Source organism: Chryseobacterium caseinilyticum (assembly GCF_014837145.1).
In the GTDB taxonomy this organism is placed as follows: Bacteria; Bacteroidota; Bacteroidia; order Flavobacteriales; family Weeksellaceae; genus Chryseobacterium; species Chryseobacterium caseinilyticum.
On sequence record NZ_JACYFS010000001.1, the window covers coordinates 590811 to 611231 of the forward strand.

22 protein-coding genes are annotated in these 20421 nt (G+C 34.5%); 8 read left to right on the plus strand and 14 right to left on the minus strand.

The genetic code is table 11. The annotated features are described in order from the left end of the window. Positions 1-645, minus strand: a complete 645-nt coding sequence (locus IC610_RS02805; protein WP_191735136.1) for a hypothetical protein — start codon at positions 643-645, stop codon at positions 1-3. Between the two features lie 115 nt (positions 646-760). Between IC610_RS02805 and IC610_RS02810 the strand changes: the two genes are divergently transcribed. Then, entirely contained in the window at positions 761-2263 is a 1503-nt protein-coding gene (locus tag IC610_RS02810; protein WP_191735137.1) for a carbon-nitrogen hydrolase family protein, read from the plus strand. A 147-nt stretch (positions 2264-2410) separates the two neighbouring features. Then, positions 2411-3082: a hypothetical protein gene (locus tag IC610_RS02815; RefSeq protein ID WP_191735138.1), complete on the plus strand. Its 672-nt coding sequence runs from the start codon at positions 2411-2413 to the stop codon at positions 3080-3082. Between the two features lie 6 nt (positions 3083-3088). Here the strand turns inward: IC610_RS02815 and IC610_RS02820 are convergent, their stop codons facing one another. Both IC610_RS02820 and IC610_RS02825 read right to left on the minus strand, forming a co-directional pair. After that, a complete protein-coding gene (locus IC610_RS02820; protein ID WP_191735139.1) occupies positions 3089-3733 on the minus strand; it encodes a hypothetical protein in 645 nt (214 codons plus the stop codon). A 5-nt stretch (positions 3734-3738) separates the two neighbouring features. Beyond that, on the minus strand, positions 3739-4179 hold the full coding sequence (locus IC610_RS02825) for a hypothetical protein (protein WP_191735140.1): 441 nt from the start codon (positions 4177-4179) through the stop codon (positions 3739-3741). A gap of 138 nt (positions 4180-4317) precedes the next feature. Here IC610_RS02825 and IC610_RS02830 point away from each other — a divergent pair, with 138 nt between their 5' ends. Both IC610_RS02830 and IC610_RS02835 read left to right on the plus strand, forming a co-directional pair. After that, complete coding sequence (locus IC610_RS02830; RefSeq protein ID WP_228462843.1) at positions 4318-5925, plus strand: ABC1 kinase family protein; 1608 nt, start codon at positions 4318-4320, stop codon at positions 5923-5925. A 225-nt stretch (positions 5926-6150) separates the two neighbouring features. Next, entirely contained in the window at positions 6151-7503 is a 1353-nt protein-coding gene (locus IC610_RS02835; RefSeq protein WP_191735142.1) for a DEAD/DEAH box helicase, read from the plus strand. Positions 7504-7540: 37 nt separating this feature from the next. Here IC610_RS02835 and IC610_RS02840 read toward each other — a convergent pair whose 3' ends face one another. From IC610_RS02840 to IC610_RS02860, 5 genes are all read right to left on the minus strand, one after another. Further along, positions 7541-7984 (minus strand): lipocalin family protein, encoded by a 444-nt coding sequence (locus tag IC610_RS02840; RefSeq protein ID WP_191735143.1) that lies wholly within the window; start codon positions 7982-7984, stop codon positions 7541-7543. 87 nt (positions 7985-8071) lie between these two features. Beyond that, positions 8072-8542 (minus strand): hypothetical protein, encoded by a 471-nt coding sequence (locus IC610_RS02845; RefSeq protein WP_228462844.1) that lies wholly within the window; start codon positions 8540-8542, stop codon positions 8072-8074. 1 nt (position 8543) lies between these two features. Further along, positions 8544-9200, minus strand: coding sequence for a GDSL-type esterase/lipase family protein (locus IC610_RS02850; RefSeq protein ID WP_191735144.1), 657 nt, complete (start codon positions 9198-9200; stop codon positions 8544-8546). A gap of 62 nt (positions 9201-9262) precedes the next feature. Continuing rightward, on the minus strand, positions 9263-9724 hold the full coding sequence (locus IC610_RS02855) for a lipocalin family protein (protein ID WP_191735145.1): 462 nt from the start codon (positions 9722-9724) through the stop codon (positions 9263-9265). Positions 9725-9846: 122 nt separating this feature from the next. Next, positions 9847-10446, minus strand: a complete 600-nt coding sequence (locus IC610_RS02860) for a hypothetical protein (protein ID WP_191735146.1) — start codon at positions 10444-10446, stop codon at positions 9847-9849. 144 nt (positions 10447-10590) lie between these two features. On the opposite strand from IC610_RS02860, the gene IC610_RS02865 reads away from it, so the two are divergent. Further along, positions 10591-13125 carry a phosphoenolpyruvate carboxylase gene (locus tag IC610_RS02865; RefSeq protein ID WP_191735147.1) on the plus strand — a complete coding sequence of 845 codons (2535 nt, stop codon included), beginning with the start codon at positions 10591-10593 and terminating at the stop codon, positions 13123-13125. An 81-nt stretch (positions 13126-13206) separates the two neighbouring features. Here the strand turns inward: IC610_RS02865 and IC610_RS02870 are convergent, their stop codons facing one another. After that, positions 13207-13551, minus strand: coding sequence for a hypothetical protein (locus IC610_RS02870; RefSeq protein ID WP_191735148.1), 345 nt, complete (start codon positions 13549-13551; stop codon positions 13207-13209). A 32-nt stretch (positions 13552-13583) separates the two neighbouring features. Continuing rightward, positions 13584-14090 (minus strand): pyridoxamine 5'-phosphate oxidase family protein, encoded by a 507-nt coding sequence (locus IC610_RS02875; RefSeq protein WP_191735149.1) that lies wholly within the window; start codon positions 14088-14090, stop codon positions 13584-13586. A gap of 227 nt (positions 14091-14317) precedes the next feature. On the opposite strand from IC610_RS02875, the gene IC610_RS02880 reads away from it, so the two are divergent. After that, positions 14318-14527 (plus strand): hypothetical protein, encoded by a 210-nt coding sequence (locus tag IC610_RS02880; protein ID WP_056079308.1) that lies wholly within the window; start codon positions 14318-14320, stop codon positions 14525-14527. 147 nt (positions 14528-14674) lie between these two features. Then, the gene (locus IC610_RS02885) at positions 14675-15271 is read left to right on the plus strand and encodes a Crp/Fnr family transcriptional regulator (protein WP_191735150.1); all 597 of its coding nucleotides are present in this window, start codon (positions 14675-14677) and stop codon (positions 15269-15271) included. A 1-nt stretch (position 15272) separates the two neighbouring features. Here the strand turns inward: IC610_RS02885 and IC610_RS02890 are convergent, their stop codons facing one another. Further along, positions 15273-15866, minus strand: a complete 594-nt coding sequence (locus IC610_RS02890; RefSeq protein WP_191735151.1) for a Crp/Fnr family transcriptional regulator — start codon at positions 15864-15866, stop codon at positions 15273-15275. A gap of 291 nt (positions 15867-16157) precedes the next feature. On the opposite strand from IC610_RS02890, the gene IC610_RS02895 reads away from it, so the two are divergent. Continuing rightward, positions 16158-16496, plus strand: coding sequence for a helix-turn-helix transcriptional regulator (locus IC610_RS02895; RefSeq protein WP_191735152.1), 339 nt, complete (start codon positions 16158-16160; stop codon positions 16494-16496). Between the two features lie 3 nt (positions 16497-16499). Here the strand turns inward: IC610_RS02895 and pdeM are convergent, their stop codons facing one another. The 3 genes from pdeM to IC610_RS02910 form a co-directional block, all read right to left on the minus strand. Then, on the minus strand, positions 16500-17144 hold the full coding sequence (gene pdeM / locus IC610_RS02900) for a ligase-associated DNA damage response endonuclease PdeM (protein WP_191735153.1): 645 nt from the start codon (positions 17142-17144) through the stop codon (positions 16500-16502). A gap of 108 nt (positions 17145-17252) precedes the next feature. Next, entirely contained in the window at positions 17253-18605 is a 1353-nt protein-coding gene (locus tag IC610_RS02905; protein WP_191735154.1) for a T9SS type A sorting domain-containing protein, read from the minus strand. A gap of 336 nt (positions 18606-18941) precedes the next feature. Continuing rightward, on the minus strand, positions 18942-20378 hold the full coding sequence (locus IC610_RS02910) for a tetratricopeptide repeat protein (protein ID WP_191735155.1): 1437 nt from the start codon (positions 20376-20378) through the stop codon (positions 18942-18944). Positions 20379-20421: the final 43 nt, after the last annotated feature.

Genomic DNA, 20421 nt, shown 5'->3' on the forward strand with positions numbered 1-20421 from the left:
TTAAAGACAGGTTTTAAGGTCTGTTTTATCATTTTTATGTTTGATAAATGTTGCCAGTTCTGAAAGCATTTCCTCAGACTTACAGTCTTTAGACTTTTGATTTGGAAATTTCGAGGGATCCGGTTTTTCGTTATCAGCAGATTTTAGAATGTATTTTTTCTCAAGACAGTCAATCATTTTTCCATTAACGAAATACATTCTTGATTCTGTGATGTTGTCTTTTGTTTCTGGCTTTTCCAGTGTGCCTCCGTCAAAACTCCAGACCGATTCATCCCGGAAAATGAAAAATGGCTTTTCTTTATTCATATAAAATTTTTCTACCGCAGAATAATGACTGTACTCAGAATATTCATGTTTAATTATTTTTAATTCATTATTTTTAGAATAATAAATTACCCGCCCGTCTTTACCATCGCATTCGTAATCCAGAGAGGTGGAATCTAAAGCTTTATTCTGTAAATCATTTTCAAATTCCGCATAATACTTCTGCACATCTTCTTTAGATAAAATCGAAATACTGTCGTTTGTTACAGTGGGTTTTTCGGCTGGGACTGTATTTTCCTTTTCGGTTTTTAAATCTGTCTTTTCTTTTGAGCAACTTTCAAAAACAAGAAAGAAAGTAAGGATTATTGGGATAATTTTCATATTTTACATTTCAAAATCAAGTACAAAAACTGTGCAGGTTGGTTTAAATATTGTTTAAATAAAGCCGCAACGAAAGTTTTTAAACTTTAAAAGAATTAATTTTAAAAGAAAAATTATGCAGATAGACGCAAGAAATCTAAGTGTAGAAGATCATGAAGAGCTGGTAAAAACGATGAAAAGGGCTTATCCTACGATGTCAGACTACATTTGGCCAAAGAAAAGCATAGAAAAACTTACCAAAATATTTCCTCAGGGACAAATCTGCATCACCGTAGACGGAAAACTGGCAGCAGTCGCGCTTTCAATCATTGTGAATTATGACGACTTTGGTGATGACCATACTTACAAAGACATTACGGGAAACTATAGTTTCAGCACACATACCAATTCAGGAAATGTGCTTTACGGAATTGAAGTTTTTGTAGATCCAGAATACCGCGAACTGAGGTTAGGCCGGAGATTATATGATCTGAGAAAAGAACTTTGCGAACAGCTTAATCTGAGAGCAATTGTTCTGGGAGGAAGAATTCCGCATTACCACAAATACAGTGATGAGTTATCTGCGAGAGATTACATCAGAAAAGTGCGTGACAAGGAGATTTATGATCCTGTGCTTTCTTTTCAGTTGTCTAACAACTTTTTGCCTATTAAAGTTCTTAAAAAATACCTTCTCGAAGACGAATCTTCGAAAGAGAATGCCGTTCTCCTTCAGTGGAACAATATTTATTACAGCAAGCAACCCAACACCATGCAGGACAGCGTTATCCGTCTGGGATTGGTGCAGTGGCAGATGAGACAGTTTAAAGATATTCATGCATTTTATGAGCAGGTAGAATTTTTTGTGAATGTGATGGGCGACTACAAAGCCGATTTCGTTCTTTTTCCTGAACTTTTCAACACGCCTTTACTTGCACCTTTCAATCATCTTTCGGAAAGAGATAGTATGATTGAACTGGCAAAACTGACAGACGATATCAGAACCAAAATATCAGAACTGGCGATCAGTTACAACGTAAATATTATCTCGGGAAGCATGCCTTTTTATGATGACAATGATTTGTACAACATTTCTTATATGATGCACCGTGACGGGCGGATTGATGAGTACAGAAAAATTCACATCACTCCAAATGAGAAAAAATATTACGGAATGAAAGGAGGCAGCGAGATCAAAGTTTTCGACACCGATTGCGGGAAAGTAGGACTGGTGATTTGTTATGATGTAGAATTTCCTGAACTACCAAGAATTTTAGCCGATCAGGGCATGAAAATATTATTTGTACCTTATCTTACCGACACGCAGAATGCTTACATGAGAGTTCGCCACTGCGCCGCCGCAAGAGCTATTGAAAACGAATGCTATGTTGCCATCGCTGGTTGTGTAGGAAATCTTCCCGGTGTGAATAATATGGATATTCAGTTTGGGCAGGCTGCTGTTTTTACCCCTTCCGATTTTGCTTTCCCATCCAACGCTGTGAAAGGTGAAGCCACCCCGAACACAGAAATGACCTTGATTGTTGATGTGGATTTAAATTTACTAAAAGATCTTCACCACAACGGTTCAGTCCAGATTTTAAAAGACAGAAGAACTGATTTGTATGAAATAAATTATAAATAAAGATTATTTTTCAAAGTATAAAAGCAATTGCCCAAAGATGGTAATTGCTTTTTTTTTATAAATTTTTGTAGGATAAATTTTGAATTTGATAAAATATTATTTCACGTTTATTACGAATTATTTGTATTTTGCAGATAAAATACACAAATGACAGACCAGTTAAAATCAAAAAGCAACATTACGGATGAACTGAAATATGTTGCGAAACTTCTCAGCAAAGCCACTTTAAGTTTTCTTAAAATCAACCTTATCGGGCAAATCTCAATTCTTATTATCTGCATTTCAACAATTTTTATTGCCATGGGTCAGATGTATGGAAATGAGGGAGTCAATACTATGATTTCGCAAAGACCAATACCATTCGCAATGGTTTTACTGAATATGATTGCGAGTCCGTTTCTGTTATTTTCAATGGGAAATAAATATGTGATGACCCGAACGATCAACAGATTAATTTCAGATAGAGGAGAACAGTTGCTTTTCCCGATTATTGACAGAATTTTAAATAAAGTAAAAGCCAATCAGCCACAATTGTTTCAGAAAGGTGCTGATAAAACAAAGCTTCAGCTGAAAATTCTGCAGGAAATAAGAGATTCAAAAGAAAACAAATGGTTTAAGAAAATAATTGCTTTCGGATTTAAAAAAGTTGAACTCAGTGAAGTAGATTTCAGAGATGAGAACATAAGTTTTACCAAAATTATTAAAGATAGAATCATTGATAAACTGAAAGGTATTTCAGCACCAAGCCGGCTATTTTTCTACCTAATTTTGGGATGGCAGGCTTTGATCTTGGTGTTGACGGTTTTGTGGGTGATTTAATTAAGGTTATTTTTTAAATTGAATGTTGGTACATTTATTTTTTTCATACCAGTCAAGCCAGATTTTTTTATCATCTTTGTAGACTCCGCCGGGATAAATACCCCCATAGTTAAGCAGGCTTTCGCTTGTAACGTGAGTGTATTTTGAAATAAAATTTAAGGTTTCACGGAATTTTTTTCCCTGATTTGAATTTATCAGAGTATCAATGAATTTTATCGATTCAAAAAATTTCTCCTTGAACTCAGGATTTTCTTTACAACGAATAGTTTTCCCACAAATATCCGGACTGTCAAGAAGAATCAACCTGTAATCTCTATAATTAAAAATTGTATCTATCCCCTCGTGAAAATAGACTTCACCGTATGTTTTTGATAAGTAATTGAATTTTGCGTCGGTTTTAACTTTTAGTTGATATATCTGAGCAGTGTCAATTACTGATCTCATTTCCTCTGTACAAAACTTAGACTTTGTAAAAAAGGCTTTCATTGTATCATTTTTCAGAAAATATACATAATCATTTCCAGTTGAATCAATCCGGGATATTTTAGCGTAAACAACTAATGTTTCAGATATAAAATTGACATTTTTAACGACGTAAGATTTACATGATAAAAAGAGTAACGGTATTAAAAATAAAATAAATTTTTTCATGTTTACTATTTTGAAAGTTCAGGAGCAATATATTTTATTAGAGTAAACCGGGGATTAATTTGATTACCTGTAATATTTTCGCAGTCTTCAAAAAATTCAGAATTCATGCCTTCATCCCACACAACTATATTGTTTATAGTCATGCTTCCCAATGTAGTTCTATGGTGACCTGAATACATTTGTTTTTGAAGAAAAAGAGTATAGTTTTTATGTAATTTAATTTTTCGGTAATTCTTATTCGCAAAAGCTGTATCAACAACCTTTGTAAAAACGCCTTCAATGGAATCATTTTTGAAATGAAAAATGTGAATTCCATTTTTGGTTTCTATATCGAAAAATTTTGCTTTAGTCAGAACGTAATTGCCACGGAGAACATATTCTGTATTTTTTCTTGAAATACAATTTATCAAAAGGCTGAGAATTAAAAGGAATAATAATTTTTTCATCACAAATCAAAAATATAAATTCTTTCTTAGAATTCAGATTAAAACTTTCATCAGGAACATTTTTTGAATACCTTAGAACCAATTATTTTCAAGACCATGTTCGACAAGCAGCAGCGAAAATTAAAAAGATCAGCAAAAATGTTTTCTGTACTCAGTAAGTATGGGTTTAAAGACGTTTTGGCAAGAATGAATGGTGGAAAAAAGTCTGAAAATGCAGATTTTCACAGTGATGAAGTGATCTCGAAAGGAACTGTTTACGAAAGAATCAGAATGGTTCTGGAGGAACTCGGTCCTACTTTTATAAAGCTTGGGCAAACCTTTAGCAACCGGGAAGACCTTCTGCCGCCGGAACTGATTCAGGAACTTCAGAAGCTTCAGGACAGAGTCGAAGTGGTTGATTTGAATGTAAAAGAAATTCTCGAAAATGAAATCGGAATTACTGCAGACGAACATTTTGTATTTATCAATCCAAAACCTCTGGCAACCGCTTCCATAGCTCAGGTTTATGAGGCGCAGCTTCTTGATGGAGAAAAGGTTATCCTGAAAATTAAAAAGCCAAACGTTCAAACCTACATCGAAGATGATCTTCTCTTGCTGAAAGATATTATAAAACTTCTCTATTCTTACACAGATTTAGGTGAAAAACTTAATCTGAAACAGGCAATCTCGACCTTTGAAAAATCATTGTTGGAAGAGCTTTCCCTCGTCAACGAAAAAGAAAATATTCTGCAGTTTTCCAGAAATTTTAAAAACAATAAAGAAACGTATGTCCCGAAAGTTTATGATGAGTTCTCAAACAATACCGTGCTGTGTATGGAGTTTGTGGACGGGATCAAAGTAACCGATAAAATTGCTCTTCTTGAGCATAATATCGATCCTGTGACCGTGTCTGAAGTAGGTTTAAGACTTTTTGTTTCTCAGATTTTAGATTATGGATTTTTCCACGCAGATCCTCATGGCGGAAATATTCTGGTGAAAAAAGATGGTAAAATTGTTTTTATAGATTTTGGTGCTGTAGGGAAAATTCAGCCGAATGATAAAGAGGTTTTAGAAAATCTGATCATTGCATTTATCTCTAAAAATTCGCATAAGATCGTGCGCTATCTGAAAAAAATGTCGGTGAGCTACAGTATTCCCGATGAAAGAAGATTTGAAAATGACGTTCAGGAAATTCTGGATTTTGTTCACAGTTCGTCACTTAAAGACATCGACGCAAATGTGGTCATGAGCAAAATGAAAGATGTTCTGAAAGACAACAGACTTCACATGCCCGATTATTTTTACCTTTTGTTTAAAGGAATTGGTCTGATAGAAGGTGTCGGAAGAAGTATAAATCCCGATTTAGATGTTGTTAAAAGCCTGAAACCATACACAAAAAAGATTTTCGCCCGCAAACTTACTCCTGAAAATATTCTGAAAACAGGAATGGATAAAATGATGAATTTCACCGATAACATAGATGAAATTCCAAAAGAACTGCGCTCTGTACTTCAGAAGCTGGACGAAAATAAATTTACCGTTACAAGCGAAATAAAAAATATTGAAAAGACGAACCAGTTAATCAAATCAAGTGTTGTCAATTTAATATTAGCGATGATTTTAGGTGCGAATATCATCGCCACAGCGATTGTTTTTGTATCAGAATCCGGACCGAGGATTGGAGAAATGTCTTTGGTTGCTGTTTTGGGATTTTGTTTTTCTGTTTTGCTGGTGGTTATTCTTTTGTTGAGAATTTCCCGCAAGTAAAGTTTTCATCACCATCGGTTCCAAAGAATCTTGTAGACGGGGGTAGGTTAGTCTGGATTATCTTTAAAAATTGATACAAAAGTTCTCTCGCTGATTTTACAGATTTTGCAGAAGGCTTAGAATAAAATCTGCGTTAATTCGTGAAATCTGTGCAATAAAATTTCCAGCTTTTCTCATCCATCTTCCTCCTTCAAAATACAAATATTAATTCCCTATCTTTGCAAAATGGAAAAACTCACTTTTGCAGACTTTGACCTTCCGGTGAAGGTTCTTGATGTTTTAGCAGATTTAAATTTATTTGAGCCCACTCCAATTCAGGAAAAAAGTATCGGTCCGATCCTTTCAGGAAGGGATGTGATGGGAATTGCACAAACGGGAACGGGAAAGACTTTAGCGTATTTACTTCCGGTTCTAAAGACCTGGAAATACAATAAAAATGGAAATCCTACGGTTGTGGTTTTGGTTCCTACAAGAGAATTGGTGGTTCAGGTAACAGAAATCGTTGAAAAACTGACAGAAAATCTTACTGCAAGAGTAATTGGAATATACGGAGGTAAAAATATCAATACCCAAAAATTATTATTCAAGGATGGTTGTGATATTTTAGTTGGAACGCCTGGTAGAATCATGGATTTGGCGATTGATAATGCGATTTCTCTTAAAGAAGTTCAGAAATTAATCATTGATGAATTTGATGAAATGCTGAACCTCGGTTTCAGACCACAGCTGACGCATATTTTTGAAATGATGCGGGATAAGAGACAGAATATTCTTTTCTCAGCAACCATGACTGAGGCTGTTGACGAAATGCTGGATCAGTATTTTGCAGGTCCGATAGAAATTTCACTGGCAAAATCAGGAACTCCGCTGGAGAAAATCGAGCAGACTGCCTATAAAGTTGAAAACTTCAATACAAAGATCAATTTGCTGGAGCATTTGCTGAAAAACAATGAAGACATGTCAAAAGTCCTTATTTTCGCGAATAACAAGAAGCATTCAGATTTACTTTTTACCCAAATTAATGAGCTTTTTCCAGAGCAGTTTGATGTAATTCACTCCAATAAATCTCAGAATTACAGACTCAAGGCAATGAAACGTTTTGAGAATGAAGAAATCAGAGGTTTAATTACAACCGACGTGATGGCGAGAGGTCTGGATATTTCAGATATTACGCATGTGATCAACTTCGAAACTCCTGAAGTTCCGGAACAGTATATTCACAGGATTGGTAGAACGGGTAGAGCAGACAAAGACGGTAAAGCAATCTCTTTTGTGGCAAAAAAGGAAGAAGAAGCTGCATTGGACATCGAATTACTGATGGACAAAGAGTTGGCTTACATTGATTTTCCTGAGGAAGTGAAAATAAATCCAAAGAAAATTGCATCTGAAGAAGATCAGATCGTGATGAAAAATCCTGCTCACGTTAAACTTTTTGATGGAGGCGGTGCTTTCCATGAAAAGAAAGATAAAAACAAAAAAGAAAACTGGGGCGGACCTTCAAAAAGAAAAACTCCCAAGAAGTTCGGAGCCAACAGAGCACAGCAAAAAGCGATTTCGAAATCGAAACGTAAGAAATAAGACAAAAAAACACTTCCGATCGGAAGTGTTTTTTTCGCTATTTATTGATTACAATGATAATTTTATCATCTATGCCGTCACCGTCTTCATCGTCATAGTGACTTACGAACTGCAATTCGTTTTGCGTACGGCTTACAATTTCAATATTCTCACCATCGATAACTAATTTACTTGCATTGTGGTCATAAGAGTAAGAAACAGTTTCAATACCTGTGCTTACGCAGTTTCCGCTGATATTATTTTCAAAAATATTAGATACTACGGTATTGTTTGATTTGAAATCTAAAGTACTGGATTTGTAACATGGCGAGTAGTCTGTATTAGAAAGTGTAATTCCTGTACTTCCGGAAACTACAATTTCTCTTGAAGGATGCCATACGCCCACAAGCGAAAATTCATTGGTGAAATCGTCATCGTCATCAGTAGTACATGAATTGAAGATAAAGCCCGCAGCTACGGCAAATAGTAAGAGTTTTTTCATAATTCTATTTTGTTTCGTCTGCAAATAAAATAAATTTTTATCAAATAATAGTGAGTTTAATTATAAGATTAATGATTTTGCATTAAATCACTCATCATCATCTTCGTAAAGAAAATTCAGTTCGTCGTCGCGTTGAACGTAATCTCTGGCGATTCCTGGTGGATTAAAGAGCCCCCAGTCGTCTACTATAAAATGTTTTGGATTAAAACCTTCAACCCATTCAGCAAACAAAATTCTGAATTCCTCCACCAGCTCACGCACCACTTTGTAATATTTGGCATCTTCAAATCCAAACATTTCAAGACAGTTGCCACCTACCATGATATCTCTTGCTGCTTTTCTGATAATTGCTGCATTTTCCATTTTGATGTCATACAGTTTCACGGCTTCGGCACCTGAAATTTTTGCTTGAATAATCATGCTGTCGCCCAGAAGATTATGTTTTACTTCCTGCAGATAATCATTGTCTTCCGGAAATAAAGCTGTAATGGTTTTTAAAGCTTCATAAATTTCCTGAGATTTTTTAAAAAGCGGATTGTTTCTTGAAGGTCTGTCCATATTATTTCATATAAGGTGTCATTACAATGCTCCAGAGTCTGTAGCCTTCAGGTGTCATATGAAGCATGTCTTCCACAAAAAGTTCTTTGCGAACTGCCCCATGCGTATCAGCCATAATTCTTGTAATGTCAATAAACTCAGCATTTTTTTCTCTCCACATAAATTTTGCAATCTGCTTGTTGGCTTCCCTCATCTGAGGCCATAAATGCGTTCTGCTTGGTGAATATTTTATAGAGATAAAATCAACTTCGATATTCGGGAATTTTTTGCGGATTTTCTTGTAAAAAGCTTTAAATCTGTCAACGACAACATCAGCTTCAAGTTTTGCATTGTCAGCAAAATCATTTTCACCACAGTAAACAATAATTTGTTTGGGTTGATAAGGAGATAATAAATCTTCAGCGTAAAAATTTAAATCTGTCAGCCTTGATCCTCCAAAACCTCTGTTGATAATAGTTCTACCAAGAAAATACTCATTAACGTCTGTCCATTTTGTAAAAGATGAACTTCCTATTAGCAATATTGAATTCTTTGCGGGAGGATCTTCCTGATTTTGTTTTTTGAATTCCTGAATTTCCTGCCAGTACATTGGTTTTTCTTCCTGAGCAAAAAACAGGGCATACGTCATCAGTAAGAATACTGAAAAAATCTTATTCATTAAATTAAATTTTAGAAGTATAAAGGTATAAAAAAACTCCCGAAAGGCTCGGGAGTTACTATTTATCTTTTAAGTCTGATGTATGTGACGTCAATTTTCTGATCGCCATTGATATCAATATTTCCTGATTTTTGTTTCAGTCTCAGTTCAGAGCTACTCAAAATCACAACTTCATAAGGCTGCTTTCCGTTACCAGCAATATCCATCACCAAATCTTTGGTTTCTTCATTGTATGTAAAAGTACCTTCAGTAAATAAAAATGTACAGGAATTTAAGTTTGCGCCAGAATAAGTCCGAATCTTAATCTGATTGTTTGTATTAAAATTAATCGTACTTTTTGTACTGCATCCAGTTGGAATATCGGTAGAAAGTACAGTAGTGTTGTCTGCTCCTGATATAATTTCGGTTTTTTCTGTCTTCCAGTCACCTTTCAGCAAATCCAACTCGTAGCCGTAAACGTCATCATCTTTACAAGAATTAAGAGCTAATGCAGAAAAGGCAAATAAAAGTAGGTGTTTTTTCATTTTCACAATTTTAATAATATGCTAAAATATAAATAAATTTGAAATATAGGTAATGAAAATCGGGATTTTTGGCGCAATCGTTGTAAAAACTTCTTTTTGTTTTAATTTTTCAATGATACTTTCTATTCACAGGTCTTTTTTACGGTATAGATTCCATTACTCTGTTGCTTTATCTGTCCGTTTTTTCGTTTAATTGTAATTAAAAAAGATTCTTTAACGTCGGGACATTTTTTAGTTTTAAAAGTTTTCAGATAAAAATTCTGTTCATCTTTTTTGAAAGATCCGCCTTCAAAATGATTAATGTCTATTAAGAAACCGTGAGTATTGGCTATTAAAACGGCTTCTGCTATGTTATCTACTTCACCGATAAATTTTCGCAGATCTTTTTCGTCTGCAAAGTATTCAGGTCTATCATTTTTGCAGGCAATAATATAATGATAACAATTTTCACCACTGCATTTCTGAAAGAAGCCTTTTTCTGGCACCGGCTCAAGAATAGTCATCGGTTCTGGATACTGGCTTTCGTACAAAACCGCTTTTTCAGGATCTGAATGATTTGTAAATGCTTTCCAATATGATAAATTTTCTGATGATTTAATAAACGGATAGAGGTTTTCGGGAGTATCAAAAACATCAGGAATCTTTTGGTAATCTTGCGTTGAAACTATCTGACCGCAAAAAAGCTGTGCAATAAGTAAAGCTAAAAATCCTGATTTTTTCATGAAAGGTTTGGGGTTTTTGTTTGATATTAAATTTAATGATTAGATCATTAAATTTAGAATCCATTCGTATAATTTGGGTTAAATTTAATAATTTTTAAATGTTAAAGCTATTTATTTTAGCTATAAATCTATTACATTTGTTGTATGATACAAGACCAGCGCACAGAAAAATTCAGACAGATTGTTGAAAACAAGTTTCAGATTTACAACTCACTTTTTATGAGTTTGCCCTATGATAAAATGACCAACATCGGGATGCTTCTTCCTTTTTTATATGAGGAAAGCAAAAATGGTTACGAAGCCGGCAAAACTCCCGAAGAAATTGTGGAAGAATTTTTTAAAAGTCATACCGATCTTCAGACAGAAGATCAGAAACTGGAGCTTTTATTTAAAATTATACAATATATAGAAAGACAGGTCGTTTTGTTTGACAGTATTGAGGATGCTGCTTTCCCAAGTCTGCACGCGGAAAATGATAACGGAACAGTCACTCATTTATATGAAAAGGCGATCAATAATCATGAACTGGAAAAAGTGCGTGAAAAGCTGGAAGATTTTAGTGTGAAAGTTGTATTTACGGCACACCCAACACAGTTTTATCCAAATTCTGTTCAAAAAATCATTCATGATTTAAGGGCAGCAATTACATCAGATTCTGTAACCCAAATTGATACCTTGTTGCAGCAACTTGGGAAAACACCTTTTGTGAATAAAGAAAAACCGACGCCCATCGATGAAGCTTTAAGCATCATTACTTATCTGAGATTTGTTTATTATGAAACTGTGGGAGATCTTTTTACCAAGATAAAAAGAACGTTTTCTACTGAAGATTTTCAGCTGCATGAAGACCTCATTCAACTGGGATTTTGGCCAGGAGGTGATCGCGACGGAAACCCTTTTGTGACTGCTGAAGTGACCAAAAGGGTTGCTTCAGAATTGCGTTCTGCTATTCTAAAATCATACTATAATCATCTTAAATTTGTAAGAAGAAGATTGAGTTTCAGAGGAGTATCTGATATTTTGAGAGATCTGAGTGAAATGCTTTACGATGCCATTTTTAAAGATCACGAACTTACTTCCGGACAAATTCTTCAAAAGATTGACGAAGCTGAAGAAATTTTAATGAAGCACCATAACGGACTTTTCCATGATGTTCTTTTAGGGTTTAAAGACCGCGTTAAGATATTCGGTACTCACTTCGCCACTTTGGATGTTAGACAGGACAGCAGGGTTCATCAGCAGGTAATTGATACGGTTTACACAAAATTATTTGGCAGTGATGATGCAGATTTTAAAACAAGATATTCAAAACTGATTGAAGCATCAGAAAAAATCGACATCAATGATTTTGAAGATATTGTAAAAGATACTTTGGAAACTGTTTGCCAGATCACAGAAATTCAACAGCATAACGGTTTGCGAGGTATGAACCGCTACATTATTTCCAATTCTGACGATATTAAAGATGTGATGAATGTTTACGCATTTTTCAAACTTTGCGGTTATAGTGAAGAAGACATTAAAATGGATATCGTTCCTTTATTTGAAACAATGGAAGGTCTTGCCAACGCAGAATCGGTGATGACAGAACTTTATGCTCATCCTATCTATAAAAAACATGTAGAAAACCGTGGGAATCAGCAAACCATTATGCTCGGATTTTCAGATGGAACTAAAGATGGAGGTTATTTAAAAGCGAATTGGGAAATTTATAAAACGAAAGAAGTATTAACTTCAATTTCAGAAAAAAACGGAATCAAAGTGGTGTTTTTTGACGGCAGAGGAGGTCCTCCTGCGAGAGGCGGAGGTAAAACCCATGATTTCTACGCGTCACAGGGAAAAACAATTGCGAATAATAAAATTGAATTAACCATTCAGGGGCAGACGATTACCAGTATTTTTGGGAATAGAGAGCAGGCAACGTTTAATTTTGAACAACTTCTTACCGCCGGAGTGGAAAACGATGTGTTTAAAAGCAGTAAAAAAGATTTAACAGACGAAGAAAGGATTTTAATTTCAGAACTTTCTGAGATCAGCTTTAAAAAATATTCAGATTTAAAGGCTCATCAGATGTTTGTACCATATCTGCAGGAGATGAGTACACTTCAGTATTACGGAAAAACGAACATCGGAAGCCGTCCTTCGAAAAGAGGAAGCGGTGATGAACTGAAATTTGAAGATCTTCGTGCCATCCCATTTGTAGGATCCTGGTCTCAGCTGAAACAGAATGTTCCCGGATTTTTCGGTTTTGGGTATGCCATGAATCAGCTGAAAAAGGAGGGAAGGTTTGACGAAATTAAGCAATTGTATTCAGGTTCTGATTTCTTTAAAACTTTAGTCCTGAACTCGATGATGAGTATGAACAAGACTTATTTCCCTTTAACCTATTATATCAAAAACAACTCTAAATTTGGTGAATTCTGGACCATTCTTTTCGATGAATATCAACTTTCGAGAGATATTATGCTTGAACTTACAGGTTTTACCATTCTGCAGCAGGAAGATCCGCTTTCGAGAAAATCGGTAAAAATCCGTGAGAAAATTGTTTTGCCGCTTCTGAGCATTCAGCAATATGCGTTGATGAAAATTCAGAAAGGTGAGGGAAATAAAGAAGCCTATGAGAAGCTTGTTACAAGATCATTATTCGGGAATATCAATGCGAGCAGAAATTCAGCTTAGACTTATAAACAAAACTTTCATAAAAACAACCCAAAAATTGAAATTTTTTGGGCTGTTTTATTTTAAATTATTGTGATCTGATTATTCTCCATTTAATCCCAGCATAATTCTGTTGAGATATTCCTGTTCTTTTAAAACCTTTTCATAAGACTGTTTGGCGTAAACCGGCGAAATTCTGTAGTTTTCTGAAAATGTATCAAAACCCTGATTCTCGACAAATCCCGAGAAATTTGCAAGATATTCTGATATAAAATTATCAATTAACTTTTTTCTGATTTCGCAGACAGTACTGCTTTTCATTCTCTGTAAAGAATTGAGAACAAAAGATTTATCTGCCCCGAAACTGATAATTTGTGAAACTACAGATTTACTGCTTAAAACCGTTGCTTCCTGTACAACGGGCTTTGGATTATCTTCAAACATCATGATCTAAAGTTTTAAATTTAAACAGTATTGAATCAAATTGTGGCTTTCCCTTCAACTCCGTCGGAATTGTCGCTTTTCTTCCCGCTCACTGCTGCAGCTACAAAGCTCAGGAGACTTACCAGCTTGCCGGCCTTTGTGTCCCAGTAATAGGTATCTTTTGGCTCTACTCTGATGATGGAAACCGTAGGATCATCTTTCCCGTCAAACCAGGCATTGGCTATTGGAGACCATTTGTCCTCGATGGTAGAACGGTCTTTATAAACGAATGCTTCTCCGTAAATGGATAAATATTCAGAATTTGAATTATTCATGAAGTAAAGCATCACGCGGTTATCATCCTTGATCTCGAAATTTTTGTTGCTTGTGTCACTGCTGATGAACCACAGATTTCCAGAATCGTCGGTTTCCTGCAGACCCATTGGCCGGGAATTACCGGGAATCTTTCCCAGTTCTGTACAGAACATACAGATTTTAGCCGATTCGGATAGTTCTTTGATTTTTTTAATTGCGTCTTCACGCATGAGGTTTTCTGTAGACATAATATTAATATTTTAAGTGTGTGATTTAATTTAGCAATTCAAAAAGCCGACCACTTTTTGCAAATTATTTTGAAATTTACACAAAAAATATATTATTTATTCAATATCAGTATATTAATTAATAAAATTTCAAAATTTGCGTGCTTACATGATTATAATCATAATCTGTTTTTAACGATCTTTATATTTTAGCCTGCGAATTCACAATCACATTTAAATCAAATTTTATGAAAAAGTACTTTTTAGTAGCGGCAATCGCTGCATTTACCTTAAGCTGTAAAGAAAAAAAAGAGGTAGAAAACAACACGACAAACATGTCTGATTCTACTGCTACCGATCCAATGGCTGCTCCTGTAAACCCGATGCCTCAGGACACCGGAAACATGACTGCAGACTCAGCAAGCACCTCAAATATGAGGAAAGATTCTATGAAATAAAAGTTTGTTTCGTTATTTAATAATTGCAATTCTATTCTTTAAAAAGAGTAGAATTGTTTTTTATTTTAATACAAAATTTGTAAATTAGTTTAAATAATTATTCCTTTTATGGCTGATAATCTTCCAGTAGCTAAAACACTGAGCTGCATGAAAATAGAAGAAGATCTTCTTCTGTCTTATGGTGGTGAAATAAAATCTTACAAACAGAACGAATTTATCTTTAGAGAAGATGAAAAGCCAGCCTTCTATTATCAGATTATAGAGGGAAGCATAAAAGAGAATAATTATAACGAGTTGGGGAGCGAATTTATTCAGAACATTTTGGGTACAGACCAGAGTTTTGGTGATTCTTTTCTGTTTTTACACAAAAATTACAATATCAATGCTGTTGCATTAACTGACTGCCAGATTATTAAGCTTAAAAAAGATGATTTTTTTAGGTTAATTAAAGAGTACCCAGATCTATCTGTGGATACCAATAAATGTCTTTCTCAAAGGCTGTATTTCAAAACTGCAATGATTCAGAATTTGGCTTCATCACTTCCTGAAAAAAGAATTTTGGGTCTTTTGGATTATCTGAAAAGCTTTCATAAAGATGATGACAAGTTTTCGTTTCTGGTAAAACTTACACGCCAGCAAATTGCTGATCTGATAGGTCTTAGAGTAGAAACGGTGATCCGTACCGCCAAAAAACTTGAAAGAGAAAACTTCCTGAAAATTGATTCAAGGAAAATCTATTATTGATTCAGTAGAAAATCTTTCGATTCTGAATTTCTAAAACGCCATTTTTCTCCATAATCTTTATTGCTCTAATTACAGTTTCTACGCTGAGACCTGTAATGGAAGCTAATTGTTGCCTTGTAAGCTGTATCTGAAGGGAAAATTCTGACTGATCTTTTTCATTGTTTTTAAGATAATCAAGAAACGCCTTAATTTTTTTCTCCGGACTCTGGACGGCAATCGTCTGCATCATCACAAACTGATAATGCATGTATTCTGACAGATGGCTCATCAGGAAAGGATAGATGTTCTGATTTGTATTCAATAATTCCAGAAATGATACTTTTGGAAGTCTTAAAACAGTAACGTCATTTATTGCAATACTGTTGATGCTGTACTTTTTTTCTGTAAAAAGATAAGAAGTTCCGATGTTGCTGTTTTCTGCAACTATACCGTGAATAAATTCTTTTCCGTTTTCTATATAATTGTTTAGTTTTACTTTTCCTTCGGTGATGTGATAAAAATAATTGGCAACTTCATTTTCCGAGAAAATTCTGTCGTCATGGTCATAAGATTTGTATTCGGCTCCGAATGAAAGCAGGAGATCTTCAGAAATCATGTGTAATTAAGCGGTTTTGTCTACTGTGAACTTTAAAAATGTAAAGAAAAAAGTTTTTTTTTCATCCGTGAATTAATATAGTACCACACAGATACCACACAGTATGATTTCATTGTAAAATCTTTTCTTTTTACACCGAAACTACTGTGATTTCAATCATAAAAACTAAACGAATAACAATAATATATTTGAATAATTGTAAGAAAAACTTTAAAAAAAAGAAAAATTACAGGTAACTACATTTTAAAAGCTTTTATTTAAACCACGGAATTCGTGGTGCTATTTTTAAATATGAACGACAAAAATTTAAATATTTCTAAAAGTAAGAAAAATATTTTCACAGATAATAATGAAATCGTTGGCCTTGCCAAGAATAATTCTGCCAGATTGCTGAATACCTGCAGATCTGTATTTCCTACATTTTTTGATAACCTTAAACAGATTAATCCGGATTTGAAAAAATCTGAATTGATTTTCTGTGTTTACCTTAAACTTGATTTTAGCACTAAGGAAATTGCTCTTTACACTTTTGTTACTCCAAAAGCCATACAGAACAGGAAAAACAGAATCAGAAAAAAACTGAACATCGCTTCAGATGTAGATATTTATAAATGGTTTGACGAGTTGTAAGATTTAAATCTCATAAATTTCGGCATCCGTAAAAACATAGAATCTTCCATTTTTTGGGAGATTTTTTGTATCCAGACCTGTAAACTCGCTGAATGCCGGAAGCAAAAGCTGATTTTCTGTCACTACAAAACATGGAAGTTTAATTCTTTTTACTGCTGAATTAATCACATATCCCGGATGAATATGACCCGAAATCTGAAACTTTTCCTGCTTTCTGTCAAAATCATGAATGAAAAGAAAATCATCTGATTCATATTTTTCAGCTTTAAAGTCAAGACATAGTTTTTTGTCCAAAGCTTTTGAAATTCTGTCATGGTTTCCTTCAATCAAATAAAATTTTAAATTAGGAAATTGATCTTTCCAGCTGCAAAATTCTTCCACTTCAGAATTATTTCCTGCATGCAGAAGATCTCCTACAACAATAAATTTTTCAGGCTTAAAATATTCAATTAAAACGGATAAGCGCTGAAGATCGCTTTCAAAAACCTGATTGGCAAGGGCAATTCCGTTTTTTCGGAAATGTGCGGTTTTCCCGATGTGAAGGTCAGAGAGAACCAAAGCTTTTTCGTTTTCCCAAAACAGCGCACGCTGGTTGGTGAGTATAAAACTCTGATTTTTTATCTTAATTACTTTTGTAGAAACTTTCATTTGAAGCTGCAAATTTATTACTTTTATTTTTAGTTTAAACAAAAACAGAACCCTGAAAAAATCAGGATTCTATTCAAAAAATTAAGTATTTAAAATGCTTTTTTTCCTTTACTTCTTCAAAATTTTCTGTGTGTATTCAGATCCTTCGTTCAGCTTTAATTTCAGAACATAAGAGCCAGTCTTTAATCCTGAAAGATCTACTTTTTCAGAATCGAAATTAGGCTTAATAATTTGTCCTGCTGTGTTATAAACTTCTGCTGATAAGATTTTACCCTGACCTTTTACATAAATATAATCGGTTACAGGATTTGGATATATCTCAATATTTAATTTTTTTACATCTTTTACAGAAAGCAAGGCTGTATCAAATCGCTTTACTTTCACACCATTATCAACATAGGCTAGCACTACTTTATTATTAGTATCAACTGCAAGCTCATTAAACGTAGATGCACCATCAGAGATTACGGTACCTCCCAATTTATTCCAAGCCGTTGCACCAGGATTGAGAGCGTATACCTGATTCTTTGCATGATTGGGATTTGAGCTATCCCAAATACTTGCTGCTGTATAAACTGTTCCATTACTGGATAAGGCAATGGAGGTGTTATTAACTACTGAATCTGAAAAATTAGCTGCTCCAACCTGCACCCAATTTGTACCGTCAAACTTTTTCACATTGAGCTTTCGGCCATCACCAGTTGCCGAAACATAGGAAACGTATGGTATGTTGTTACTATCTAAAGCAAGATCAATGAAAGAATTATCTGATGAATATGCTGTGCTTACATTTACACCACCAACTAAAGTCCAGGTATCTGTGCTGTTGGCATTAACACTTATTTTATAAACTTTCAAACCACTCACTATCTGTGCTACATAAATGAAGTCATCAGTACCAACAACCATTTTTACATAAGTAGAACCACCTGCAAAACCGGTATTCCCTACTTGCTCCCATGCTCCGTTTTTATATCTTTTAACCGTGCCATTGCTTAGCGAGTGGTGAGCAAAAACATCACCTGACGAAGAAACAGCTAAAGCCTGATAATTGATCTGTGCAGTCGCAGCATTAGGAAGCATAGACCATGCTCCAGCACTGAATTTTCTGATTTCCATTCCACCAGCTCCGGCTTGATTACTGTAATATATGCTTCCAGAATTGTCCATTGCCATACATCCATAAAGTGCTGTCGTCGTTGTTACACCAGGTGAACCGCCTACATAAGACCACGACTGGCCGTCAAACTGCTGCACAGACCCTTTTGTTACGCTGGTATCATAATAAGATAAGTAGTAATTCCCGGCGCCCGTTGTCAGTAAATTTAACCAACTTGCTCCTGCTGCAGACACAGTGGCATTTGATCCTACATTATCCCATTGTCCCTGGGCGTTTGCTGTAATTCCTAAAAGGAAGACCGCAGTAGTAAGAATTCTTTTTTTCAATAAAATAGATTTCATAATCATAGTTTTAATAATTTAATTTTGTTAAATAAATAATCGAATTAATTCTAAATATTTAAATGAATAAAAGATGAATTTTCGATTGCTTTTCGTAGTTACAAATCTAAAACAGGAAAAAAATAAAACCGAATTTATAGAAGAGAGAATTAGTAATTTAGATACTCATCATGTACTTTTATCGCTTAAAAGCACACTTGTGGTAGAGAAAAACGGCTGTGATCTGAAATTAAATTGAAAAAGTTAAAAAGTATACAGAATGAGATTTTGCTAAAGTGGATTTTATTTTAATTAAATAATTATTAATAATCTTGTTTAAAATTATTAATTTAATAATTAAATCTGATCGATGTAATAGTAGATATCTACCTCTTGAGGGATCTCAAATTTTTTACGAAGCCTGTATTTTTTGTTTTGAACCGTGCGCGTTTCTATAAAGGTATATTTAGCAATTTCTTTTGTGCTTAATTTGAGTTTTAGCATAGCACAGAATTCCCTTTCAGAAGGTTGCAGTTCGGGATATTTTTTGGAAAGATTAGAAATGAAATCGGGGAAAGCAATTTCAAAATTGATGAGAAATGAAGGATCATTCTTTTCCAGAAGTTCAATGAGCTGTTGAATGATTTCGGTTGACGGTCCTGTTTTTTCCTGTTTTGTTTCACCAAGATGAATTGGTGCAGATTTTCTTTTTTTGGTAAAATAATAGATCCCAAATGCACTGAGAATCCCCATTCCTAAAGTAATGTAGAGGAAATACATCGGGCTTTTATTTTGCTGATCTTTCTCTTTGCTTAAAACTTTTTGTAAAGAATTGTATTTGCTGTTCATGATTTTAAGATCATAAGTCTCAGCTTTTGTATGGTAAAATTCAGCACTGTCTTTCTGATTTAATGCAGAATATATTCTCTGAAGTGGAAGATATATCTCATTTAAATTCAGATCAGTCCCGTTGGATTTATTAATTTTCAGAGCTTTATGAAAATAGTAGATTGCTGATTTAAAATCTTCTTTTTTTTCAAAATAATTTCCGAAAACGGTGTAGTTGGTGATTAAATTCCGGTTGTCAGCTTCTTGTTGTGGCCGTATAGCAAAAGATTTGTCGGCGAACATTTTGGCAGAATCGATATCAACCTGAAGATAAATGTTGGCAATATTTGAGTAATTCAGGTACTGAAAAGCGTTTCTTTTATCTTCATCTTCTATCTGATTTCCGTTTTCAATAACCTGTAAAATCTTTTTCGCGGCTTCTTTGGGCTGTTTTTTATCAAGATAAATGTTGGCGAAACTGCTCAGTACATTGGCTTTTGCAAAAAATACCTTTTCACTCTTCTGATCTGCTTTTTCCAGAAGTTCGTAGGCATTATTCAGATTTGTGATGGCGAGGTCAGGAAGATTGTTGATGGAATACGTCTCGGCGAGGTATACGTGAGCCATCGATTCGAAATAGTAATCCTGAAGATTGGCTGATACTTTCTTTAATTTTTCTGCCTCTACAATAAGGCTGTCTGTGAGGTTTTTACTGTAGAAATACCTGCATTTTCTGTCCAGGATTTTCATTTCAGCTTTTCCATCATTTAAAGTTTTCGAAAGTCTGAGAAGTTCCGGAAGCTGCTGGAAAGCCTGATCAATATTATTGCGGTAAAGTTTTGCGTTCTCATCCAGTCTGCGGTCGAGTTCCTTTGCAGCGTTTTTATTCTGTCCGAGCATAACTCCACTCAGTAGCAGAAAACAGCCTGAAAAAAATAGTATTTTAATGGCCTGAGAAAAATTCACAAAAACTTAATTTTAATTTGATTGAGTAAAAGTATAGAAAAAG